Below are 19,441 nucleotides of genomic sequence, written 5' to 3'. Positions count from 1 at the left end.
TCCATGCCGACGGTCTACCGGGGTCGGCGCCCGCCGTCCCCGGGTCCGTGCGAGGTCATGACATCTGTCGTGGAGCGCCCCGTGACGCCGGTCCCGGATCGCCCTCGAACCCGGCCAGCACCTCGCGGACCACGGCCGCAGGGTCGCTCGCGCCCATGATCGCGCGCATCAGGGCGACCCCGGCGACACCGGTCGCGGCGAGCGCGGGGACGTCGGCGGGCATCACGTCTCCGATCGCGACGATCGGCAGGCGTGTGCTCGCGAACAGCGTCCGGTAGCCGTCGATGCCCAGGGGCGTGCGTCCCGAGTCCTTCGTGGGCGTGGGCCGGAAGGGGCCGGCGCCCACGTAGTCCAGCAGCTCCGCCTGCCCCTCGGCGGACCTCACGAGGTCGAGGGTGCCTGTGGTCAGCCCGATGATCGCGTCCGGGCCCAGCAGCGCGCGAGCCGCGGCGACGGGCAGGTCGTCCTGGCCGAGGTGGACGCCGTGCACGTGCGCGCCGCGCGCCCGGGCGGCGAAGGCGACGTCCGCCCGGTCGTCGACCAGGACCCGGCACGCGGGAGCGACGGAGCCGACCGCACGCGCCACCGCGGTCACGAGGCCGAGCAGCTCACGGGCCTCGAGCCCCTTCGCACGGACCTGGACGATGCCCGCGCCGGCCGCGGCGGCGGCAGCCGCGGTCTCCACGGTGCGGCGGTCGCTCCCGGAGGTCACGAGGTAGCAGCGCAGGTCGAGCGGCACCGGGGCCGCCGGGGCCGCCCCGTCTACGTCCAGGCCCGGGCGATCGTGGTCGTGGTGGTGGTCATGGGGCAGGGTCATCGGTCCTCCTCGGCGGTCTGCAGGGCGTGCTCGCCGATCTCGTCCAGGGCATCGAGCAGGGCGGTGCGAAAGGCACCGGGCCGCGGCGCGCGCCGGGCGGCGCGCTCCCCCGCGACGTCGAGCCACACGGTCGCGGCGTGAGCGGAGCGAGCGGCACGAGCTGCGAATTCCGATGTCCCGACGGGCGGGTCGACGGGCCCGATCCTCTCCACCGCGACGAGGCACGCGGCGGTGAGCGCCCCGAGCAGACAGCCGGTGCCGGTCACCCGGGTGAGCAGCGGGTGGCCCCGACGGACCTCGATCTTCGGTGTGCCGTCCTCACCGGAATCGCCCGCACCCGCACCCGCGCCCGCGCTCGCGTCCGCCCCAACGATCCGGTCGACGGGCCCTGAGACGGCCACCGCCCCGTCGGTGAGGGCGACGATCTCGCGGGCGGCGCCACGAGCGCTCTCAGTTCCGTCGCTCGCGTCGGCCCCGCGTCCGCCGGACCCTCCGCGCAGGGCGAGGACCTCCGACGCGTTTCCGCGCACCACGTTCGGACGCAGCCCCACGAGCTCGCAGGCGAGGGCCGTGCGCACGGGCGGGAGCCCGATCGCGGTCGGATCGAGCACCCAGGGGTGACCGGCCGCGATGCTCGCGAACACGGTCGCGGGGATGCCCGCCATCGCATCGGTGCTGAGGGTCCCGAGGTTCACGAGCAGCGCGTCGGCCGCCTCCGTGACCACGGGCGCCTCGGACTCGGTCTCCGTCATCATCGGGCGGGCACCCGCGGCGAGCAGGCCGTCGGCCACGATGCCCATCGACACCGTCGCGGTGAGGCAGTGGACGAGCGGCGGGCACCGGCGCACCTCGGCGATCACCGGGGCGACCGCGCGCAGGTCCGCATCGTCGTCGTGCTCGTGCGGTTGCTCGTCGCGGCTCATCGCCCGCTCCCGCGGCCGTCCCGCGCGGCGACGGCGTCGAGGTCCCGATCGATCTCCACCGCGGACAGCCGCGGTCCGATCGCCGCGCCGAGGACGAGGAGGATCCCGCCGAGCACGAGCAGCGAAAGCACCGCGGCGCGCGGCCCGAGCAGCGCCGAGAGCCCGGGCAGGTAGAACGGGTAGAGCGCGGGCAGGATCAGCGAGAGGCTGTAGCCCATCCCGTAGCCCGTGGACCGCACCGACGTCGGGAAGCGCTCGGAGAGGTAGGCGGAGACCGGCCCGTACGCGGCGACGGTGACGACCTGGAGCGCCGCGGCGAGCACGGCCGCACCGGCCAGCGTGCTCGAGCCCACCGCCGTCCACCACAGCACCGGGCCCAGCACGGTCGCCGCGATCCCCCACCCGATGAGAAGTCGGCGCCTGCCGGTGCTCGTGGAGAGATGCCCGGCGAGCGCCATCGCGAGCGCCTGCGCGCACGAGGCGATGCCCATCGCGACCGAGACGCTGGTCGCCGGAAGGCCCGTGTCCTCGCCGAGCTGGGCGGTGAGCATGATGACGGTCGTGTTCGTGAGCAGCCACAGCCCCGTCATCAGGGTGAAGACCTGCCAGAAGGCGCGCGCCCAGCGTCCGCGCAGCATGGCCGCGATGCCCGTGACGGCGGGCTCGTCCGTCGGCTCGGGCCCCTGGGGCCGTTCGCGCTCGCGCCGGGCGATCGGCGCGTCGACCACGTGCCGTCGGTAGTAGACCAGCATGCCGAGGGAGGCGAGCGCCCCGAGCACGAACAGCGCGCGCCAGCCCCAGGCGGCATAGGCGTCGGGCCCCAGGACCAGGAGCAGCGCGGCGGTCGCGAAGGCGATCGCGGCCTGCGCCCACGGCGCCATCGAGAGGATGAGCCCGCTCATGAGGCCGCGCCGGCGCGGGGCCGACCATTCCATGGCCAGGGGGATCGCGGCCGAGTACTCGCCGGCCACGAAGATCCCGCCGAGGAAGCGCAGGCAGAGGATCAGGCCGATCGTCCCCGCACCCAGCAGCTCATGGGTGGGCATGGCGGCGATCAGCAGGGCGCAGGCGGCCGTGCCGGTGATCGCGACCTTCGTGGTGCGCGTGCGCCCCAGGCGGTCCGAGATCCTGCCGAAGACCATGCCGCCGACGGGCCTGCCCAGCATCATCGCGATCACCACGATCGCTCCCGTGGTGGCGGCGATCCCCGGGCCCGCGACGACGGCGAGCGCCGGGGTCAGCGCGGTGAGCGGCAGGAACACGTGGACGTTGTCGATGAAGTTGCCGACCACCCCGGCGCGCAGTGCGGCGCGGCCCTCGGGCGGCAGCTGCGGCATCGGCGTCGGCCCGGCCGGCGGCGGGTGGGCCGCGGCGGCGATCGTGGGCGGGCTCTCGGGCAGACGTGACCGCATGGCGGACATCCCTTCGTCAGTGCGAACTGCATCAGGTTCCACGGGTGTGATCTCAGCGCGCGCGGCGCACCCCGTGTCCGGCGCGCCAGTATTCCAGAGGCGCCAGCGGGGCCGCGGCGCCGTCCGCGGCGACTACCCTTGCCACGTGAGCACTTCGAATCGTGGAACCGCCGACCGCATCGTCTGGGTCGACTGCGAGATGACCGGACTGGACAAGGAGAAGGACGCGCTCGTCGAGATCGCCGTCCTGGTCACCGATGGTGACCTCAACATCCTCGGGGAGGGCGTGGACGTCGTCGTCAGGCCCCCGGCCGAGGCGCTGGAGCAGATGGGCGACTTCGTGCGCACCATGCACACGAATTCCGGGCTGCTGGAGGAGCTGGACGCGGGCATCACCCTCGAGGCCGCGCAGGAGCAGTGCCTGGCCTACGTGCGCGAGCACTGCCCGGAGGCCGGCAAGGCGCCGCTCGCGGGCAACTCCGTGGGCACCGACCGCGTCTTCCTCGACAAGGACGTGCCGGAGTTCGCCGCCTGGCTCTCCTACCGCACGATCGACGTCTCGAGCCTCAAGGAGCTCGCCAAGCGCTGGTTCCCCCGCGTCTTCTACAACACGCCCGCCAAGCACGGGGGCCACCGCGCCCTCGCCGACATCCGCGAGTCCATCCAGGAGCTCAAGTACTACCGCGAGGTGCTGTTCGTGGCCGACCCGGGGCCGACGACCGCGCAGGCCCAGGCCGCCGCGCGCACCTTCGAGCTCACGGCCGACGGCGAGAGCGCCGACGGGTCCGACGAGGCGGCCGCAGGCGCGGCGGGCTCCTCCGCACCGGCGGTGCCGTGGCTGCAGCGCGCCACCCATCGCACCTGGCTGGACTCCGAGGGCGAGGAGCTCCTCGTCTTCGGCGCCGAGTCGCTGCGGGAGGACGGCGGCTTCGGCTGGCTCGACGAGAACGGCGAGCTCGACGGCGACAAGCCGGCCGAGCTCTGGGTGACCTGCCGCATGACCCACTGCTTCGCGCTCGCCACGATGCTGGGCAGCCCCGAGTACGGGCGCTTCGTGGACCACGGCATCGAGTCCCTGCGCACCGTCTTCAAGGACGAGGAGCACGGCGGCTGGTTCTCGAAGATCGCCGGGGAGACCGTCATCGACGACGCCAAGGAGGCCTACGCGCACGCGTTCGTGGTGCTCGCGGCCGCCTCCGCGTCCGCCGCCGGACGCCCGCACGCCGCGGAGCTGCTCGAGGAGGCCCTGGGCGTCCTCGACGAGAAGTTCTACGACGAGGAGGCGGGGATGAGCGTGGACACCTTCGACCGCGCCTTCGCCGTCTGCGAGGAGTACCGGGGCATCAACGCGAACATGCACACGACCGAGGCCCTGCTCGCCGCGGCCGATGTCACCGGGGAGCGCCGCTGGCTGGACCGCGCCGTGGGCATCATGACCCGGGCGATCGACGAGTTCGCGCGCGAGCAGGACTGGCTGCTGCCGGAGCACTTCGACACCTCGTGGAACCCGATCCTCGACTACAACGAGGACAAGCCGGCCGATCCGTTCCGTCCCTACGGCGCGACCGTCGGCCATTGGCTCGAGTGGTCCCGCCTGGTGCTGCACGGGCGCGCCGCGCTGCTCGCGAAGGACGGCGAGGCACCCGACTGGATGCTCGAGGCCGCGAATGCCCTGATGGGGAGGGCCGACGACGCCTTCGGCATGGACGGCGAGCCCGGCTTCCCCTACACGGTGGACTGGGACGGCACGCCCGTGGTGCACGAGCGCATGCACTGGGTCGCCGCCGAGGCGACCGCCGCCGCGGCCGTGATGTTCCAGGTGACGGGCGACCGGAAGTGGGCCGACCGCTACCAGGCCTGGTGGGAGTACGTCAGCGAGTTCCTGCTGGATCCCGAGCGGGGCAGCTGGCACCACGAGCTGGACCGGCGCAACCAGCCCCAGGCGCGCACCTGGGAGGGCAAGCCGGACATCTACCACGCCTACCAGGCCACGCTCATCCCGCGACTGCCCGTCACCCCGACCATGGCCGCCGCGGTCCGCGACGGCCTGGTCGACGAGATCGGCTGATTCGGCCTGGCGGCGCCGCTCTCACATGCGGCGCCGCCCTCAGTTCCGGTCGAGGGCGGCGTCGAGGCGCTCGATCTTCCCGTCGAGCTCGCCCTCGTGCCCGGGGCGGATGTCGGCCTTGAGCACGAGGGAGACGCGCGAGCCGTAGCGGCCGGCCTCGGCCGTCGCGCGCCGCACGACGCCCATCACCTCGTCCCAGTCGCCCTCGATCTCGGTGAACATCGAGCTGGTGCGGTTCGGGAGCCCGGACTCCCGGACCACGCGGACGGCGGCGGCGACGGCGTCGTGGACGCTCGCGGCGTCGGATCCCTCGGCGAGGTCGCGGGTGAGGCCGGGATCGGAGGGCTCACCGGTGGGCTGGACGGAGAAGGCGATGATCATGCCCCCACTGTTCTCCCCCATCGGCCCGCGGGCAAGCGGATCATGCGCTGACGACGGGCCCGCGGCTCCTCGAGATCCACTCCCGCAGCCGGGAGACCGTGTCCAGGACGGGTGTCCCGGTCGTGTCGATGACCTCGACCTGCCACGCGCGCGGCCTCGCGGCGGGAGGCAGCCAGCGCTCCCATCGCATGCCCGGCTCGCCCGTCGCGACGATCACCTCGGGAGCGTGGGCGGGGTCCGCGGCGTGCCGCCGGTGCCAGCGAGCCCATCCCAGGAACGCGTCGACCTGCGTCGGCGACCACGTCCCGGGATCACGGGCCACCAATCGGCGTCGACGCTCCTCGTCCGCGACGTCGAGGAGGCACACCGCCGCGCGCAGGTCTGCGACCTCCGGCACCGCCAGCAGTTCGCCGATCGGCGACTGGCCCGTGAGCAGCAGGTCCACACCGTGCTCCTCGAACCGGATCGCCTCGCGCACCCACCAGCGCAGTTCGCGCTGGCGCCAGGCGGTGTCGGCATTGCTCGGCACGCCGCGCTCGTCGCTGTCGTGGACCACGATGCGCGGAAGATCAGCGCACGAGAAGGCCGCCGTGGTCTTCCCGGAGCAGCTGGAGCCGGTCACGAGCAGGAGCATGCGGCGAGCCTGTCATGACGAGGCGGGATCCGGCTCCTGCTTTTCCGGCCCGGAGTCCTCCGGACCGATGCCCCAGTCTGCCGTGCCGGCGAAGTGCAAGGCGTCTCACAGCGAGAACCCCCGTCCGAGGGTGCGGAGCAGGGCCGACGCCCGGTATGCTTGCTTCTCGTTGCGGTCCTCGGAGCGCACATGGTGGTCGTAGCTCAGTAGGTAGAGCTCCTGGTTGTGGTCCAGGCGGTCGCGGGTTCAAATCCCGTCGATCACCCCAAGAAACGCCCTGGTGACAGGGCGTTTTTTCTGTCCGGAGGACTGTCCGGACATCGTCGTGGACACCGGCGGCGCCCAGCGAGCCCATGCATCCGCCGCCCCGCTCTCATGCGACGCCGCCTCTCCCGCCTCCCACTGCAGCCCGCCGCTGCCCGGGAATCATTCGAATGCCGATGCAGCGAATTCATGATCGATGCGCAGGAAACACCCCGCACCGAATTCTTGGACGCCCTCGACCTGCACATGAACGGTGGCGCGCCCTCACACGGCCTCCATTCTTCCTCCATGCCTCTCATCAATTCTCTTACCATTCGTCCGCATTCCGTTCACCGCCCGTACACCTGACGTACTGCGTCCGTTCCCTCAGTCGGTGAAGTCGACCACGGACCCCCGTCCGAGCCCGTTCCGCACACCTCGCCGGGCCAGAAACCAGCACCCGTCGATGCCAGGTCGCGACGCCGCGACCTGCACGCCATGGCCGCCGATGTTCCTCACCTGGGGTGATACCGCGTTCGCCCACCGCACCCGACGGCGGCCCACCCCGCGATCACCGGCCCCGCGCCCCGCACTCGCCACCCGTCCTCCGCGGTGGTCCCCATCGGCCTGCGGGATCTCCCCGTGACACCGGCGCGACACGACCGATTTCCCCCGGCGGTGCTGGGCTAGACTCACCGCAAGCATTTCGGTCGCCCGCCCGGAACAACGAACGCATCGAATTCACGGGCACACGCACGAAATGCATCACAGACTCCAGGCGTCACCTCCTGCAGCAAGCGATGAGAGGCAAGGATTCACCAGATGACCGATCCGAAGCAGACATTCGACGTCGCCGTGTGCGGTTGGTGGTACGGGAAGAACTACGGGTCGATCCTCACGTACTACGGCCTGAACCGCGCGATCCAGAACCTCGGCCACTCGGTGCTCATGGTCCACGAGCCCCTGGGCTACAACGGCTTCCGTGTCGAGTGGCCGGACGACATCGTCTCCATGCAGTTCGCCGAGCGTGTCGGCTACCACACCACCCAGCAGATGCACTTCACCGAGCTGCCGCGCCTGAACGAGCGCGCGCGCACCTTCGTGGTGGGCAGCGACCAGCTGTGGAACCCGCTGATCGGCCGCGTGAACAGCGATCTCTTCCTGGACTTCGTCTCGGAGCAGAACAACCGCGTCGCCTACGGCACTTCCTTCGGAAACCGCGGCACCAAGAAGTTCACGCCCGAGTTCATCGCCACCCACGCCGCGCAGCTGCAGCGCTTCAAGGCGATCTCCGTGCGCGAGGGCTACGCGGTGGACACCGCGCGCGATATCTTCGGCGCGAAGGCCTCGCTGGTCGTCGACCCCGTCTTCCTGCTGCCTCGCGAGCACTACGACGAGCTCGCCGCGAAGGCCACCGTCGCCCCCGAGGGTGAGTACCTCAGCGTGTTCTTCCTCGATCCGACCGAGGAGAAGAAGGCCGTCGCGCAGGGCATCGCGGACAAGCTCGGCCTCGAGATCATCCGCGTGATCCCGAACCCCGATGACGGCATCGAGCACTGCCGGACCCTGTGGGCCGACGAGCCGCGCGCCCAGATCCTCGACGAGGACCGTCCGGAGAACTTCCTGCGCACCTACCAGGACGCGGAGTACGTCGTCACCGACAGCTTCCACGGCTCCGCCTTCGCGGCGATCTTCGAGAAGCCCTTCTCCTCGATCTTCAACAGCAAGCGCGGTGCGGACCGCTTCAAGAACCTCATGAGCTCGCTCGGCTTCGACGAGACGCGGCGCGTGCGCGAGACCGACTCCCACGAGGACATCGCCGCGAACCCGAACGTCACCCGCGAGATCGACTACTCGACCGCCCGCGACTACATCAGCTCCGGCCGCGAGTCGTCGATGGCATGGCTGAAGGACGCGCTGGACCCGAGCACCACCGGCTCCGCCGCGCTCTACCCGCGCCAGAAGCTCACGCTCACCGCGCCGGAGTTCGCGACCGGAGGCTCCGGCTGGAAGATCGCCCGTCGCGGCAAGCAGACACGCCTGCGGGTGGCGCGCGGCGGCGACGTGCTGGGCAACCTGGTGTGGACCGATCTGCCGGAGCCGCTCGTCGCAGGCTCGGCCTACCAGCTGCGCATCGACTGGACGCCGACGACCGACGCCAAGAAGGTCAACATCCACGTGCGCAACCCCGAGTCGACGCGCTTCCGCGTCGTCGGCGCCGTGAACGTCGAGGGCGCACGCGGCCAGGCCCGCACCGACACGCTCACCTTCACGGTCTCCGAGCCCGGGTTCACCCAGTTCATGCTCGGCGGCGTGCACTTCACCGGCCGCCGTGCCGGGGCGGACATCCGCAGCATCGAGATCGAGCGGATCCCCACCGGCGCCCTCGCCGCACAGGCCCCGGCCAAGCGCAAGGGCGGGGCTCCCGCGGGCGGCTTCTCCGCCCAGGCGAAGGCGCTCGCGCTCAAGGACTCCGAGCGCCAGGTGCGCTCGTTCGGCCACGCCCGCTCGGCCGACGGGGTCTCCGGCGCCCAGGCGCGGATGATCTTCCACGCGCACGCCATCGAGAAGGGGCTGAGCCGCAGCAACTTCCGCCCCGGCTTCGGCGGCCGCGCGGTCCCGGGCCTCGCCAAGGAGATGAACGCCTGGCTCGCCGCGGATCGCGACACCTCGGACGAGTTCCTGCAGAGCTCGGCCGCCGTGATGAAGGCCTACTTCGACCGCCACGACCAGCTCGGCACCGACGTCTCCCACTTCCGCCAGCTGTTCTCCGAGCCCGCCCAGGCCCTCATCGACGGCACCACCCACTCCGAGGGCGGCGTGCTGCCGGCCGGGCAGGTCCGGGAGCTCGTCGGCGAGGTGGAGAACGAGGATGCGGAGCGCAGCTTCCTCGACGTCGTCTACGGCCGCCGCAGCGTGCGCGAGTACACCTCCGAGCCCGTGAAGGACGAGGAGATCGCGCGCGCGGTGCAGATCGCGATGCAGTCGCCCTCGGTCTGCAACCGCCAGGGCGCGAGGGTCCACCAGTTCGAGGACCCCGACGTCATCAAGAAGGTGCTGGACATCCAGGGCGGCTTCGCCGGCTACGAGATGCCGCCCAGGCTGCTGCTGGTCTCCGCGGACCTGGACGCGTTCCTCTTCGCTCCCGAGCGCAACCAGCCGTTCGTGGACGGCGGGCTGTTCATGATGTCGCTGCTGCTGGGACTCACCCAGGTGGGTCTGGGCTCGGTGCCGCTCAACACGGCGATGGGCACGGAGAAGGAGACCAAGATCCGCGAGCTCATCGACATCCCGGACCACGAGGTCTTCATCTCGTTCATCGGCGTGGGCCACTTCGACGAGAACGTCCTGGTGCCCCGTTCGAAGCGCACCGGTGTGCAGCGCGCGCTGGTCCAGCACAAGGACGCCTGAGGCCCGGATCTCCGGCGGGCTCTCCCCGCCCGGTCACGACGAGCGCGCTCACCCTCGGGTGGGCGCGCTCGTCGCGTTCCTGCTCCGCGCGTCCGCGAGCACGCCGTCGAGTCGGTCGCGCGCCGCGTGGAGCTGCTCGATCTGCTGCTCCATCCGCGCCCGTTCGCGCTCCAGCCGCTCGACCATCGCGGCCGTGGTGCGGCCGCTGCGCATGCACGGCAGCAGCTCGGCGATGTCGGCGCTGCTGAGCCCGGCGGCGAAGAGCTGCTGGATGAGCAGCACGCGGTTCACGGCCTCCCCCTGGTAGGAGCGCTGCCCACCGCCCGTGCGCTGCGCCTCGAGCAGTCCCCTCGACTCGTAGTAGCGCAGGGAGCGCACGCTCACCCCGGTGCTGCTCGCGAGCTCGCCGATCCTCAGCATCCCGGTCTCCTCCTGCATCGCGCCCCCGCCCCTTGCATCTGACATGGGTGTCAGGTCCTAGTGTCGCGCACATGGACATCGCACACAGCACCGCACTCGTCACCGGAGCCAATCGGGGCATCGGCCGCATCGTCGTCGAGCAGCTGCTCGAGCGGGGCGCCCGGCGCGTCTACGCCACCGCCCGGCGCCCGGAGTCGCTCCCCTTCACCGACCCGCGGGTCGTCCCGCTGCGCCTGGACGTGACCGATGGGGCGCACGCCGCCTCCGCCGCCGAGCAGGCCGGCGACGTCGACCTCCTCGTGAACAACGCCGGCATCGCCTCGGCCCAGAACCTGCTCACGGGCGACCTCGAGCGCATCCGCGCCGAGATGGAGACCAACTTCTTCGGCGCCCTGCATGTCTCCCGGGCGTTCGCCCCGGTGCTCGCAGCACACGGCGGCGGCGCGATCATCAACATCATGTCGCTGCTGTCCTTCCGCACCTTCCCCGGCAACGGCTCGTACGCCGCCTCGAAGGCCGCCGAGTGGCAGCTGACCAACAGCACCCGGCTCGAGCTCGCCGCCCAGGGGACGCAGGTCCTGGGCGTCCACCTCGCCTCGACCGACACCGACATGATGGCCGGCTGGGACATCCCCAAGAACGATCCCCGACAGGTCGTGGCGATGCTCCTCGACGCCCTCGAGGCGGGCCGCAGCGAGGTGCTCGACACGGACACCGCCGCGATCAAGGCGCGCCTGGCGAGCCCTCCCGAGCAGCTCTACGCCGAGCTCGGCTGAGCCTCCGGGACCCGGGCAGGTGGGAGGATGCCCCGATGGACACCTCCCCTGCCCTGGTCCCGGAGCTCATGGTCGAGGACCTCGCGCGCAGTCTGCGCTTCTGGGTCGAGGAGTGCGGCTTCTCCGTCCGCTATGCGCGCCCCGAGGAGGGCTTCGCCTATCTCGAGCTGGGGAGCGCCCACGTCATGCTCGATCAGCGCGGTATCGGCCGCGACTGGGTCACGGGGCGGCTCGATCCCCCGCTGGGCCGGGGCATCAACCTGCAGATCGGCATCCCGGACGCGGAGGCGCTGGCACGGCGCCTGGTGAGGCGCGGCGCGGAGCTGTTCCTCGCTCCCGAGACGCGCTGGTACCGCACCGGAGCGCAGGAGGCGGGCGTCGTGCAGTTCCTGGTCCAGGATCCCGACGGCTACCTGCTCCGCTTCCAGTCGTCCCTCGGGAAGCGGCCGAGCGGGACTCAGTCCGAGCCGCTCGCGTAGATGTCCCGGTACATCCGCAGCGCCGCGGCGCGCAGGGCGCTCGGGTCGTCCCCGGCGAATCGGCCCGGCACCAGTCGCGCGGGAATCTCCGCCCCGGCCGTCATCGCCTCCGCGAGCATCCTCGCGGCGCCTGCGGCATGCGTGACCCAGAGGCCCTGAGCGATCCAGACCCCCTCGACCTCGGGATGGGCGCCGACGAAGGGCAGGTTGTCCGGGCTCATCGCGAACACTCCGTCCACCCGCCGCTGCGCGGTGAAGCGCGCCCGCTCGTGCAGGACCTGCTGCGCGGCCTCGATCGCCGTCGAGAAGGCGGGGTCCCACGGCAGGGCGGCACCGCCTCCCAGCTGCTGCTGGTCCACGGGCTGCGGCGCATGGTCGTAGGTGCCGATGCCCAGCCTGTCCTCGTGCACCCGTGCGTAGACGTGGTGCTCGGGCCATCGCAGGAACGGCCCCGGTGCGAGGCCGGTCGAAGGTCCCGAGTAGACGTAGGGATGGGCGACGGGGACCAGCGGCAGGTCGATCTCCGTTCCCTCGATCCGCCGCATCAGGGGCGGCCCCCAGATGCCGCCGGCGAGCACTACATCGTCGCCGCTGTACGAGCTGCCGTCGGCCGAGGTCACGCGCACCGTCCCCCGATCGCGGGAGATCCTGACGACCTCTCGCCCCTCCACGATCCGCACCCCACGGGCGATCGCCTCGCGTCGCGCGCAGGCGAGCAGGGCGGGCACGTCTGCGCTGCCGTCGGCGGGGAAGAGTCCGACGCCCTCCACCCTGTCGAGATCGACGAGGGCGGCGACCGAAGCAGGAAGGTCCGAGGGCCCGAGCAGCTGTGCCGGCAGGTCCGCGGCGCGGGACGCGTCGACGCGGCGCGCGACCTCTCGTGCTCCCGGGGCGGACGTCGCGATCTCCAGGCCGCCGGTCCTCTCGAACGCGGCACGGCGAGAGCCAGGGCCAGGGCCAGGGCCAGGGCCGGGGCCGGGGCCGACGGAAGACCTCTGCGAAGGCGCCCCGATCTCGTCGAAGATCTCTGCTGAGACGCGGGCGAGCTCGGTGAGCAGGGGCTCGTCGTTGAACACGCCCACGAAGCCCGGGGCGAAGCGCGTCGAGCCGCGGGGCTCCCCCGTGTCGCGCTCGAGCACCGTCACGGTGCAGCCCGCGTCGGCGAGCTCGCGGGCGAGGCAGATGCCGACGATCCCGCCGCCGACGACCAGCATGCTGCGCTGCGGCTCCGACACGGTCATGCGTCCTCCTCGCTGCGCTCCGCAGCGCACGCGGGGCCGCGGAGCACTTCGTTCCTAGACGGTCGCCTCGTACTTCCGCGCGCCCTCCTGGACGCCCGCGAAGCGGAACGGCGCCGTGGTCGCGCGCGGGGTCTCGACGTCCTCATCGCTGCCCAGCAGGCGCTCGTGCAGCTCCTCGTACTCGGCAACGGTCACGGGGACGCGTGCATCCAGGGCCGCTCGGGTCGCCGCGGCCCGCTCGGGGCGCGCGTACCCGGGCTGGACGGTGCCGGTGAGCATCTCCCCCGCGCTGCCGGAGCCGTAGCTGAACAGGCCGATCCGTCGGCCCTCGAGCCCGTCGCGGTGGTCCAGCAGCGCGGCGAGCCCGGCCCACAGCGAGGCGGTGTAGGTGTTGCCGAGACGGCGGTCGTAGACGGCGCCCTGCTCGAGCGCCTCGGGGTCGAGCCGGCCGCCGGTGTGCTGGTCGAGGAAGCGCTGCGCCTTGACGGCCATCTTCGTGAAGGGCTGGTGGTAGACCACGGCGTCGAGCTCGTCGACGCCGGGGCCGCCCTGTTCCTGCAGGTCGTCCCACGCGCCCAGCAGCGCGTTCTTGTAGGCGCTGATCGAGAGCCGGCCGTTCACGAGCGCGGTCGTGGAGTCGTTCGGGCGCCAGAAGTCGTCGACGTCGGCCGAGTAGACGCCGGAGACGGGGTCGATCGCGAGGAGCGCCGGGTCGGCGGCGATCAGCAGCGCGACGGCGCCGGCGCCCTGCGTGGGCTCTCCGGAGGTGCCGAGGCCGTAGCGGGCGACGTCGGCGGCGATCACGAGCACCTTCTCCCGGGGCCGACGGGCCACGATGCCGATGGCCGTCTGCACGGCGGCCGCGCCCGCGTAGCAGGCCTGCTTGAGCTCGACGGAGCGCACGGAGCTCGGCAGCCCGAGCAGTCCGTGGACGATCACCGCACCGGACTTGGACTGGTCCACGCCGGACTCGGTCGCGAACAGCACGGTGCGCAGGCCCTCGGTCCCGGTGCGCGCGAGCAGCCGCGAGGCGGCGGAGGCGCCCAGGGTGACCACGTCCTCGTCGGCCGCGACCACGCCCATCTCGTCCAGGCCGATCCCGCGCGTGTACTTCGCGGGGTCGACGCCGCGCGCCTCGGCGAGCGCGCCGAGGTCCAGGACGTGGTGGGAGGCGGCGAGCTCGAGGTCCTCGATGCCGATGCTGGTGCCGGTGGATTCTTCGGTGCTGGTGGGTTCTCCGGTGCTGGTCATGAGCGCGGTGCCTTCCTCCGCTCGAGGCGACGATGGGCCGTCATCAGCTCACCCTGGTTGGTCTGGGCGGCCAGCAGCGAGAGCTCGCCGCACAGCACGCTCGCGGCGATCAGCGCGGCCAGCCGGCGCGAGTTCGCGCCGGGCTCCCGCTCCTCCCGGCAGCCGAGCCGCTCCATCGCGTAGTCGACGTGCGGGAGGTCCTTGCCGTTGCCCACGGTGCCGACGATCAGGTGCGGGAGGGTGCACGAGAAGTACAGCCCCTCCTCGCGGACCTCGGCGTGGGTGAAGCCCTGGGAGCCCTCGACGATGTTCGCGGCGTCCTGGCCGGTCGCGAGGTAGAAGGCGAGCAGCATGTTCGCGTAGTGCGCGTTGGCCGAGCGCAGGGCGCCGGCGATCGTGGAGCCGATCCAGTCCTTGCGCACCACCAGGTCGGTGATCCGCTCGGCGGTCGAGCGCAGCTGCTTCTCGACGATCTCGTGCGGGATGAGGATCTCGGCGACGACGCTGCGGCCCCGGCCCAGGACGCCGTTGACGGCGGTGGCCTTCTTGTCCGAGCAGAAGTTCCCGGAGATCGATCCGTACTCGATCCCCAGGTCCCAGGAGAGGATCCGCTCCATGAGCTGCTCGGAGGCCTGCGTGACCATGTTGTGGCCCGAGGCGTCGCCCGTGGTGAGCGCGAAGCGGGTGAACAGCAGGTTCCCGACGATCTCGGGGTGGATCTCCTCGAGACGGGCGAAGCGGGACCCCGAGGAGACGACCTCGCGCAGCTCGTCGACGCGCTCGGCGATGACCTTCGACGCCTCGAAGGCGGTCGCCGCGTCGGGAGCGACGAACAGCGTGGAGCGGGTCATCCGCTCCCCCAGCACGGTCGCGCGGATGCCGCCCTCGACCAGCCGGGAGATCCGCGCCCCGCGGCCGACGGAGGGCCACAGCGGGGTCTCGTAGGTCGCGAGCGGCACCTCGATCTCCCCCTCGACGGCGTTGCCGCTCATCCGCAGCGGGCCGACCCAGCGGGTGGGGATCTGCGTGGTGGGCGCGGGCGCAGCAGGGGCAGATGCAGTGGTGGCGGATGCGGTGGGTTCGGGCTCGGTGCTCATCGCTGCTCCTGGGGGTCGGAGGGATCGTCGGTGGCGCGGGCGGAGCGGTGCGCGCAGGCGCCCGCGTCGATGCCGCGCAGGGTGCAGAACTCGCGCAGGCGCCCGCGCACGAGCACATCGGTGCCCGTGAGGCCCGCTGCCGTGCGGGCGCCGAGCAGGGCCGCGAGCTCGCGGGTGTGCCGCTGCCAGGAGCCGATGAGCTCGACGAGCCCTTCGGGCCCGCCCTCGACCACGGCCTTGAGGAAGGAGCCGGCGACGCCGACGGCGCGGGCGCCGAGCGCGAGGGCCTTGACGACGTCGAGGGGGTCGCGGACTCCGCCGGAGGCGAGCAGCGTCATCCCGCCCAGCTCGTCCTGGTGGGCGCGGGCGTCCAGCAGCGCGGCGGGCGCGGACTGGCCGAAGCCGGTGAGATACGAGTAGTCGCGGCCGGGGCGGCGGTCGTTCTCGATGGCGAGGAAGTCCGTGCCGCCGCGCCCGGAGACGTCGGCCCAGGCCACGCCGATGGATGCGAGGTCGGCGAGGGTGCGGGCGCTGAGCCCGAAGCCGACCTCCTTGACGAGCACCGGCACCTCGAGCGCCGCCACGATCTGCTCGATGCCCCGCAGCCATGAGGAGAAGTCGGGGCTGCCCTCGGGCATGACGGTCTCCTGCACGGCGTTGACGTGCACCTGGAGGACGTCGGCCTGCAGCAGGTCGACGGCTCGGCGGGCGTCCTCGACGCTGCGGCCCACGCCGATGTTCGCCATCACGAGACCGTCGGGGTTCTCGCGGCGGATCACGCGGAAGGCGTCCGCGGCGGACTCGTCCTCGAGGGCGATGGAGACGGAGCCGCAGCCCATGGCGGTGCCGGTCTCGCGCGCGGCGATCGCGAGCTGCTGGTTGATGCGCCCGGTGGACTCCGTGCCGCCGGTCATGCCGTTGATGTAGAAGGGCGCGGCCACGGTGCGGCCGAACAGCTCGACGCCGAGGTCGACCTCCGGCAGGCTGACCCCGCCGAGCGCGTGGTGGAGGAACTCGAGATCGTCGAACTCGGTGGTGCGCGTCCCGCCCTGCCACTGCGCGGTGGCGAGGCGCACGTGGTCCTCCTTGCGCTCGCGGCGTCCCGCGGCGTCGGCGTCGGGCCTCGCCCCGTCGGTCCCCGCGCTCATCGCACGGCCCCCGCGGCGTCCGCGGTCTGCGGGAGGTGGGGGCGCAGGTCCAGACGCAGGATGTCGTGCTCGCGCCAGGTGGCGAGCACCGCGTCGTCGCTCACGTCGCCGGGCAGGAGCATGATGCCGCAGTCGCCGCCGCCCGCCCCGGAGGGCTTGCCGGCGGCGCCGCTGGCCTCGGCGAGGTCGCACAGGGTGCGCAGCTGGTCGGTCTCGATGGTGGTGCCGCGCAGGCGCCCGAGCTTCTGGAGCAGGCGGCGGCAGCGGCGGATGATCTCGAGCATCGTCGCGGGGTCGCTGTCCCAGGCGGCGACGAGCTCCTCGACGGCGGTGCGGGAGTCGTCGAGGAACCGGGCGTAGTGCGCGTCGAGGTCGTCCTCGCTCATGCGCACGCGGTCCACGAGCCGCTCGGTCGAGGCGGGAGAGCCGGTCCAGCCCACGAGCAGGCGCAGCGCGGCGAGGTCCGGCAGCGGACGCACCGTGCACACGTCCCATTCGGGGGCGGTGAGCACCTCGGCCACCGGGAGGGCGTCGCTGAGGGCGAGCAGCCGCGCCCGGTCGGGCGCGGTGTAGGCGATCCAGCCGCCGAAGGTCGAGGCCGCGAGGTCGCCGCCGGAGGCCTTCGGGGCGACGTGGATGGTCGCGAGCAGCGCGAGGCGGAAGCGCTCCATCGCGGTGAGCCCGAGGCCGTAGAACCGATCGAGCGCATCGACGACGGCGACGGTGACGGCGGCCGAGGACCCCAGCCCGAACTTGCGACCGCTGGAGTCGTCCAGCTCGGAGTCGATGTGCAGGTCGAAGTAGCGCGGGTCGAGGCCCCGCTCGGAGCGCAGGCGCTCGAGGATCGTGATCGCCGCGGTGACGTAGTCGAAGGGGCTGTGGTCCACCACGATGGTGTCGCCGTCGGCGTCGCGCACCCAGGTCACGGGGCCGTGCCCGTAGCGGCTCGAGTGGACGCGCCCCATGCCGATCGCCTCGGTGAGGCGCACGGTGAGGTAGCGGTCGACGGCCACGAGGATCGCGGGATGGCCGGGCTCGACCACGGCGTACTCGCCGGCGATGTAGAGCTTGCCGGGGGCGCGGGTCTCGATCATCGCTCGCCCCCGTCCGTCTCAGCCGCATCGACCGTCGCGTCCACGAGGTGCGCGCCGGGCCCGGGGCCGACGATCCGGACGCTGCCGTGCGCGGAGACCGCCCGGGCGACCGTCTCGGCGTCCGCGGGCGTGGTCAGCACGCACACGTTGGGGCCGGCATCGGCGGTGGGGTGGGCGACGACGCCCTGGGCCCGCAGCGCGGCGGCGGTGTCGAAGACGGCCACGCTCGGGGGCGCGAGGTACCGCACGGGCGGCTCGCTCGAGGCGATGACGGCGTGCATGCGCAGGGCATGGGACTCGGTGATCTCGCCGATCCGGGTGACGTCCCCGGCGGCGCACGCGCGCACCATCTCCTCGAGGGTGCGGGCGGTCGAGGTGATCCAGGCGTCGTAGAACGGCGAGGTCGCGGCCGTGCGGCGCATGCCCTCGCGGCTCGAGACGGCCTTCTGGGCGCCGTCGACCGTGACGATCACCAGGCGCAGGTCCGGGGCGTCGATCTGCTCGGCGTAGGAGGTCTCGTCGTCGGTCCCCGCGTGCCAGACCGCATAGCGATCCACGACGGAGCGGCAGGCCGAGCCGGAGCCGCGGCGGGCCAGGCGGCTGAGCGCGCGCTCGTCGAGCGCGAGCCCGAAGGCGCGGGAGGCGGCGAGGGCGAGGGCTGCGAATCCCGAGGCGGAGGAGGCGAGGCCCGCGGCGGTGGGCGCCTCGTTCACCGAGTCCACGCGCGCCCGCTCGCTCGAGCCGGAGAGCTCGCGCACGTGGTCGAGGAACCGCGTGGTCCGGGCGAGGGCCGTGCCGGTCGCCGGGGTGCCGTTGAGGACGAAGGAGTCCTCGTCGGCCTCCGGGTCCAGGGCCACCGTGGTCGTCGTGGCGAAGGCGTCGAGGGTCATGGACATGCTGCCGGCGACGGGGAGGATGAGCTCCTCGTCGGCCTTGCCCCAGTACTTCACGAGCGCGATGTTCGGGTGCGCGCGCGCTGTCGCCGTTCTCATGCGGTCTCCACCGTGGTCTGCCAGGTGCGGGTCGCGCCGGCGTCCCGCAGCATCGTCTCGAGATCCGCGGCGCGGGCCGCGTCGGGGGCGAGGGCGAGCACGCAGCCTCCGCGCCCTCCCCCGGTGAGCTTCGCGCCCGCCGCGCCGGCCCCGCGGGCCGCGGCGACGAGGCGGTCGAGGGTCGCATCGGACACCTCGAGCTCGGTGAGCAGGGAGTGCGCCTCGTCCATGAGCGCGCCGAGCGCGGGGACGTCGCCGGCGGCGAAGCGGTCGAGGGACTCCTCGACGATGCCGCCCAGGCGGCCGATGATCCCGTCGACACGGCTCGGGAAGGTCTCGCGCAGCTCGCGGACCGCGCCGACGGCCTCCGCGGTCGACCCCTCGTGGCCGCTGTCGGCGAGGACGAAGGTGAGCGGGGCGCCGACGGGGACGGGGGTGACCTCCCCGCCGCGGAAGCGGATGGGCACGTCGGACGCGACGGCCCTGCCGTCCAGTCCGCTCGAGCGGCCGTGGGCGATGGTCTCGGCGGCCATGACGACGTCGTGGACGGCCTCGGGATCCAGGGGCGTCTCGGTGAGGTCGCCGATCGCGCGGGCGATGCCGGCGGCCACGGCCGCGCTCGAGCCGAGCCCGCGCTCGAAGGGGATCGCCGAGTCGATCTCGACGTCCAGGCCGATCGGCGCCGAGGTGGTGAGCGCGAGAGCCGCGTGGATCGCGGTGACCAGGGGGTGCAGGCGCTGCGGGGCGTCGGCCGCGGAGCCGGTGAACAGGGCGCTGCGCAGGTGGAGCTGCTCGTCGGCGCGCTCGGTGACGCGCACGGTGAGGTCGAGCGCGTGCAGCGGGACGGCGATCGCGGGGGTGCCGTAGACGACGGCGTGCTCGCCCAGCAGGATCGATTTCGCGTGGGCCCGGCCGATGCCGGTGCGCGCACCGTGCACGCTCGTGCGCGCTGGGTTCATCCTCGTCTCTCCCCGCTGCCTGGTGGGTTGCCGGCCGACCTCCGGCCGTGCGCCAGGATACGGCGCGCCGCCCCGGGCCCGCCCGCTGCGGTGGG

At 72.6% G+C, this 19,441-nt stretch carries 17 protein-coding genes, 1 tRNA gene and 1 riboswitch; of the genes, 5 read left to right on the top strand and 13 right to left on the bottom strand.

The genetic code is table 11. From position 1 onward, the window contains the following. Positions 1–55: 55 nt before the first annotated feature. From MHY49_RS01955 to MHY49_RS01945, 3 genes are all read right to left on the bottom strand, one after another. A complete protein-coding gene (locus MHY49_RS01955) occupies positions 56–817 on the bottom strand; it encodes a thiamine phosphate synthase (RefSeq protein WP_239202150.1) in 762 nt (253 codons plus the stop codon). After that, entirely contained in the window at positions 814–1,740 is a 927-nt protein-coding gene (locus MHY49_RS01950) for a hydroxyethylthiazole kinase (RefSeq protein ID WP_239202148.1), read from the bottom strand. The genes MHY49_RS01955 and MHY49_RS01950 overlap by 4 nt, the downstream gene beginning before the upstream one ends. Further along, positions 1,737–3,152, bottom strand: coding sequence for an MFS transporter (locus MHY49_RS01945; RefSeq protein ID WP_239202146.1), 1,416 nt, complete (start codon positions 3,150–3,152; stop codon positions 1,737–1,739). The genes MHY49_RS01950 and MHY49_RS01945 overlap by 4 nt, the downstream gene beginning before the upstream one ends. Further along, positions 3,144–3,236, bottom strand: a riboswitch (TPP riboswitch). It overlaps the preceding gene by 9 nt. A gap of 61 nt (positions 3,237–3,297) precedes the next feature. Between MHY49_RS01945 and orn the strand changes: the two genes are divergently transcribed. Next, complete coding sequence (orn, locus tag MHY49_RS19270) at positions 3,298–5,220, top strand: oligoribonuclease (RefSeq protein WP_370645948.1); 1,923 nt, start codon at positions 3,298–3,300, stop codon at positions 5,218–5,220. 39 nt (positions 5,221–5,259) lie between these two features. Here the strand turns inward: orn and MHY49_RS01930 are convergent, their stop codons facing one another. Together MHY49_RS01930 and MHY49_RS01925 are read right to left on the bottom strand one after the other, a co-directional pair. Further along, positions 5,260–5,601, bottom strand: a complete 342-nt coding sequence (locus MHY49_RS01930; RefSeq protein WP_239202145.1) for a thiamine-binding protein — start codon at positions 5,599–5,601, stop codon at positions 5,260–5,262. Positions 5,602–5,641: 40 nt separating this feature from the next. Beyond that, entirely contained in the window at positions 5,642–6,235 is a 594-nt protein-coding gene (locus MHY49_RS01925) for a hypothetical protein (RefSeq protein ID WP_239202144.1), read from the bottom strand. A 192-nt stretch (positions 6,236–6,427) separates the two neighbouring features. On the opposite strand from MHY49_RS01925, the gene MHY49_RS01920 reads away from it, so the two are divergent. Together MHY49_RS01920 and MHY49_RS01915 are read left to right on the top strand one after the other, a co-directional pair. After that, positions 6,428–6,503 (top strand) — tRNA-His (locus tag MHY49_RS01920). Positions 6,504–7,300: 797 nt separating this feature from the next. After that, positions 7,301–9,889 carry a polysaccharide pyruvyl transferase family protein gene (locus tag MHY49_RS01915; protein WP_239202143.1) on the top strand — a complete coding sequence of 863 codons (2,589 nt, stop codon included), beginning with the start codon at positions 7,301–7,303 and terminating at the stop codon, positions 9,887–9,889. 48 nt (positions 9,890–9,937) lie between these two features. Here the strand turns inward: MHY49_RS01915 and MHY49_RS01910 are convergent, their stop codons facing one another. Beyond that, on the bottom strand, positions 9,938–10,354 hold the full coding sequence (locus MHY49_RS01910; protein ID WP_239202142.1) for a MerR family transcriptional regulator: 417 nt from the start codon (positions 10,352–10,354) through the stop codon (positions 9,938–9,940). 26 nt (positions 10,355–10,380) lie between these two features. On the opposite strand from MHY49_RS01910, the gene MHY49_RS01905 reads away from it, so the two are divergent. Together MHY49_RS01905 and MHY49_RS01900 are read left to right on the top strand one after the other, a co-directional pair. Continuing rightward, positions 10,381–11,085, top strand: a complete 705-nt coding sequence (locus tag MHY49_RS01905) for an SDR family oxidoreductase (protein ID WP_239202141.1) — start codon at positions 10,381–10,383, stop codon at positions 11,083–11,085. 35 nt (positions 11,086–11,120) lie between these two features. Further along, positions 11,121–11,564, top strand: a complete 444-nt coding sequence (locus MHY49_RS01900; protein WP_239202140.1) for a VOC family protein — start codon at positions 11,121–11,123, stop codon at positions 11,562–11,564. On the opposite strand, the gene MHY49_RS01895 is transcribed toward MHY49_RS01900, so the two are convergent. From MHY49_RS01895 to mvk, 7 genes are read right to left on the bottom strand one after another with little or no spacing between them, the layout of a single operon-like run. Then, positions 11,543–12,805 (bottom strand): FAD-binding oxidoreductase, encoded by a 1,263-nt coding sequence (locus tag MHY49_RS01895; RefSeq protein WP_239202139.1) that lies wholly within the window; start codon positions 12,803–12,805, stop codon positions 11,543–11,545. The genes MHY49_RS01900 and MHY49_RS01895 overlap by 22 nt on opposite strands. Positions 12,806–12,859: 54 nt before the next feature. Further along, on the bottom strand, positions 12,860–14,056 hold the full coding sequence (locus MHY49_RS01890; protein ID WP_239202137.1) for a hydroxymethylglutaryl-CoA synthase: 1,197 nt from the start codon (positions 14,054–14,056) through the stop codon (positions 12,860–12,862). Further along, positions 14,053–15,153 (bottom strand): hydroxymethylglutaryl-CoA reductase, encoded by a 1,101-nt coding sequence (locus tag MHY49_RS01885; RefSeq protein WP_228358136.1) that lies wholly within the window; start codon positions 15,151–15,153, stop codon positions 14,053–14,055. The genes MHY49_RS01890 and MHY49_RS01885 overlap by 4 nt, the downstream gene beginning before the upstream one ends. Then, positions 15,150–16,301, bottom strand: coding sequence for a type 2 isopentenyl-diphosphate Delta-isomerase (fni, locus tag MHY49_RS01880; protein WP_239202135.1), 1,152 nt, complete (start codon positions 16,299–16,301; stop codon positions 15,150–15,152). Before fni ends, MHY49_RS01885 begins: the two co-directional genes overlap by 4 nt. Beyond that, complete coding sequence (locus tag MHY49_RS01875) at positions 16,298–17,395, bottom strand: phosphomevalonate kinase (RefSeq protein WP_239202133.1); 1,098 nt, start codon at positions 17,393–17,395, stop codon at positions 16,298–16,300. Before MHY49_RS01875 ends, fni begins: the two co-directional genes overlap by 4 nt. Beyond that, complete coding sequence (gene mvaD / locus MHY49_RS01870) at positions 17,392–18,387, bottom strand: diphosphomevalonate decarboxylase (RefSeq protein ID WP_239202131.1); 996 nt, start codon at positions 18,385–18,387, stop codon at positions 17,392–17,394. Before mvaD ends, MHY49_RS01875 begins: the two co-directional genes overlap by 4 nt. After that, a complete protein-coding gene (gene mvk, locus MHY49_RS01865) occupies positions 18,384–19,346 on the bottom strand; it encodes a mevalonate kinase (RefSeq protein WP_239202130.1) in 963 nt (320 codons plus the stop codon). Before mvk ends, mvaD begins: the two co-directional genes overlap by 4 nt. Between the last annotated feature and the right edge of the window lie 95 nt (positions 19,347–19,441).

Source organism: Brachybacterium sp. ACRRE (genome assembly GCF_022346485.1).
Taxonomy (GTDB): Bacteria; Actinomycetota; Actinomycetes; order Actinomycetales; family Dermabacteraceae; genus Brachybacterium; species Brachybacterium halotolerans.
This window is presented reverse-complemented; position numbering and strand designations above follow the sequence as displayed.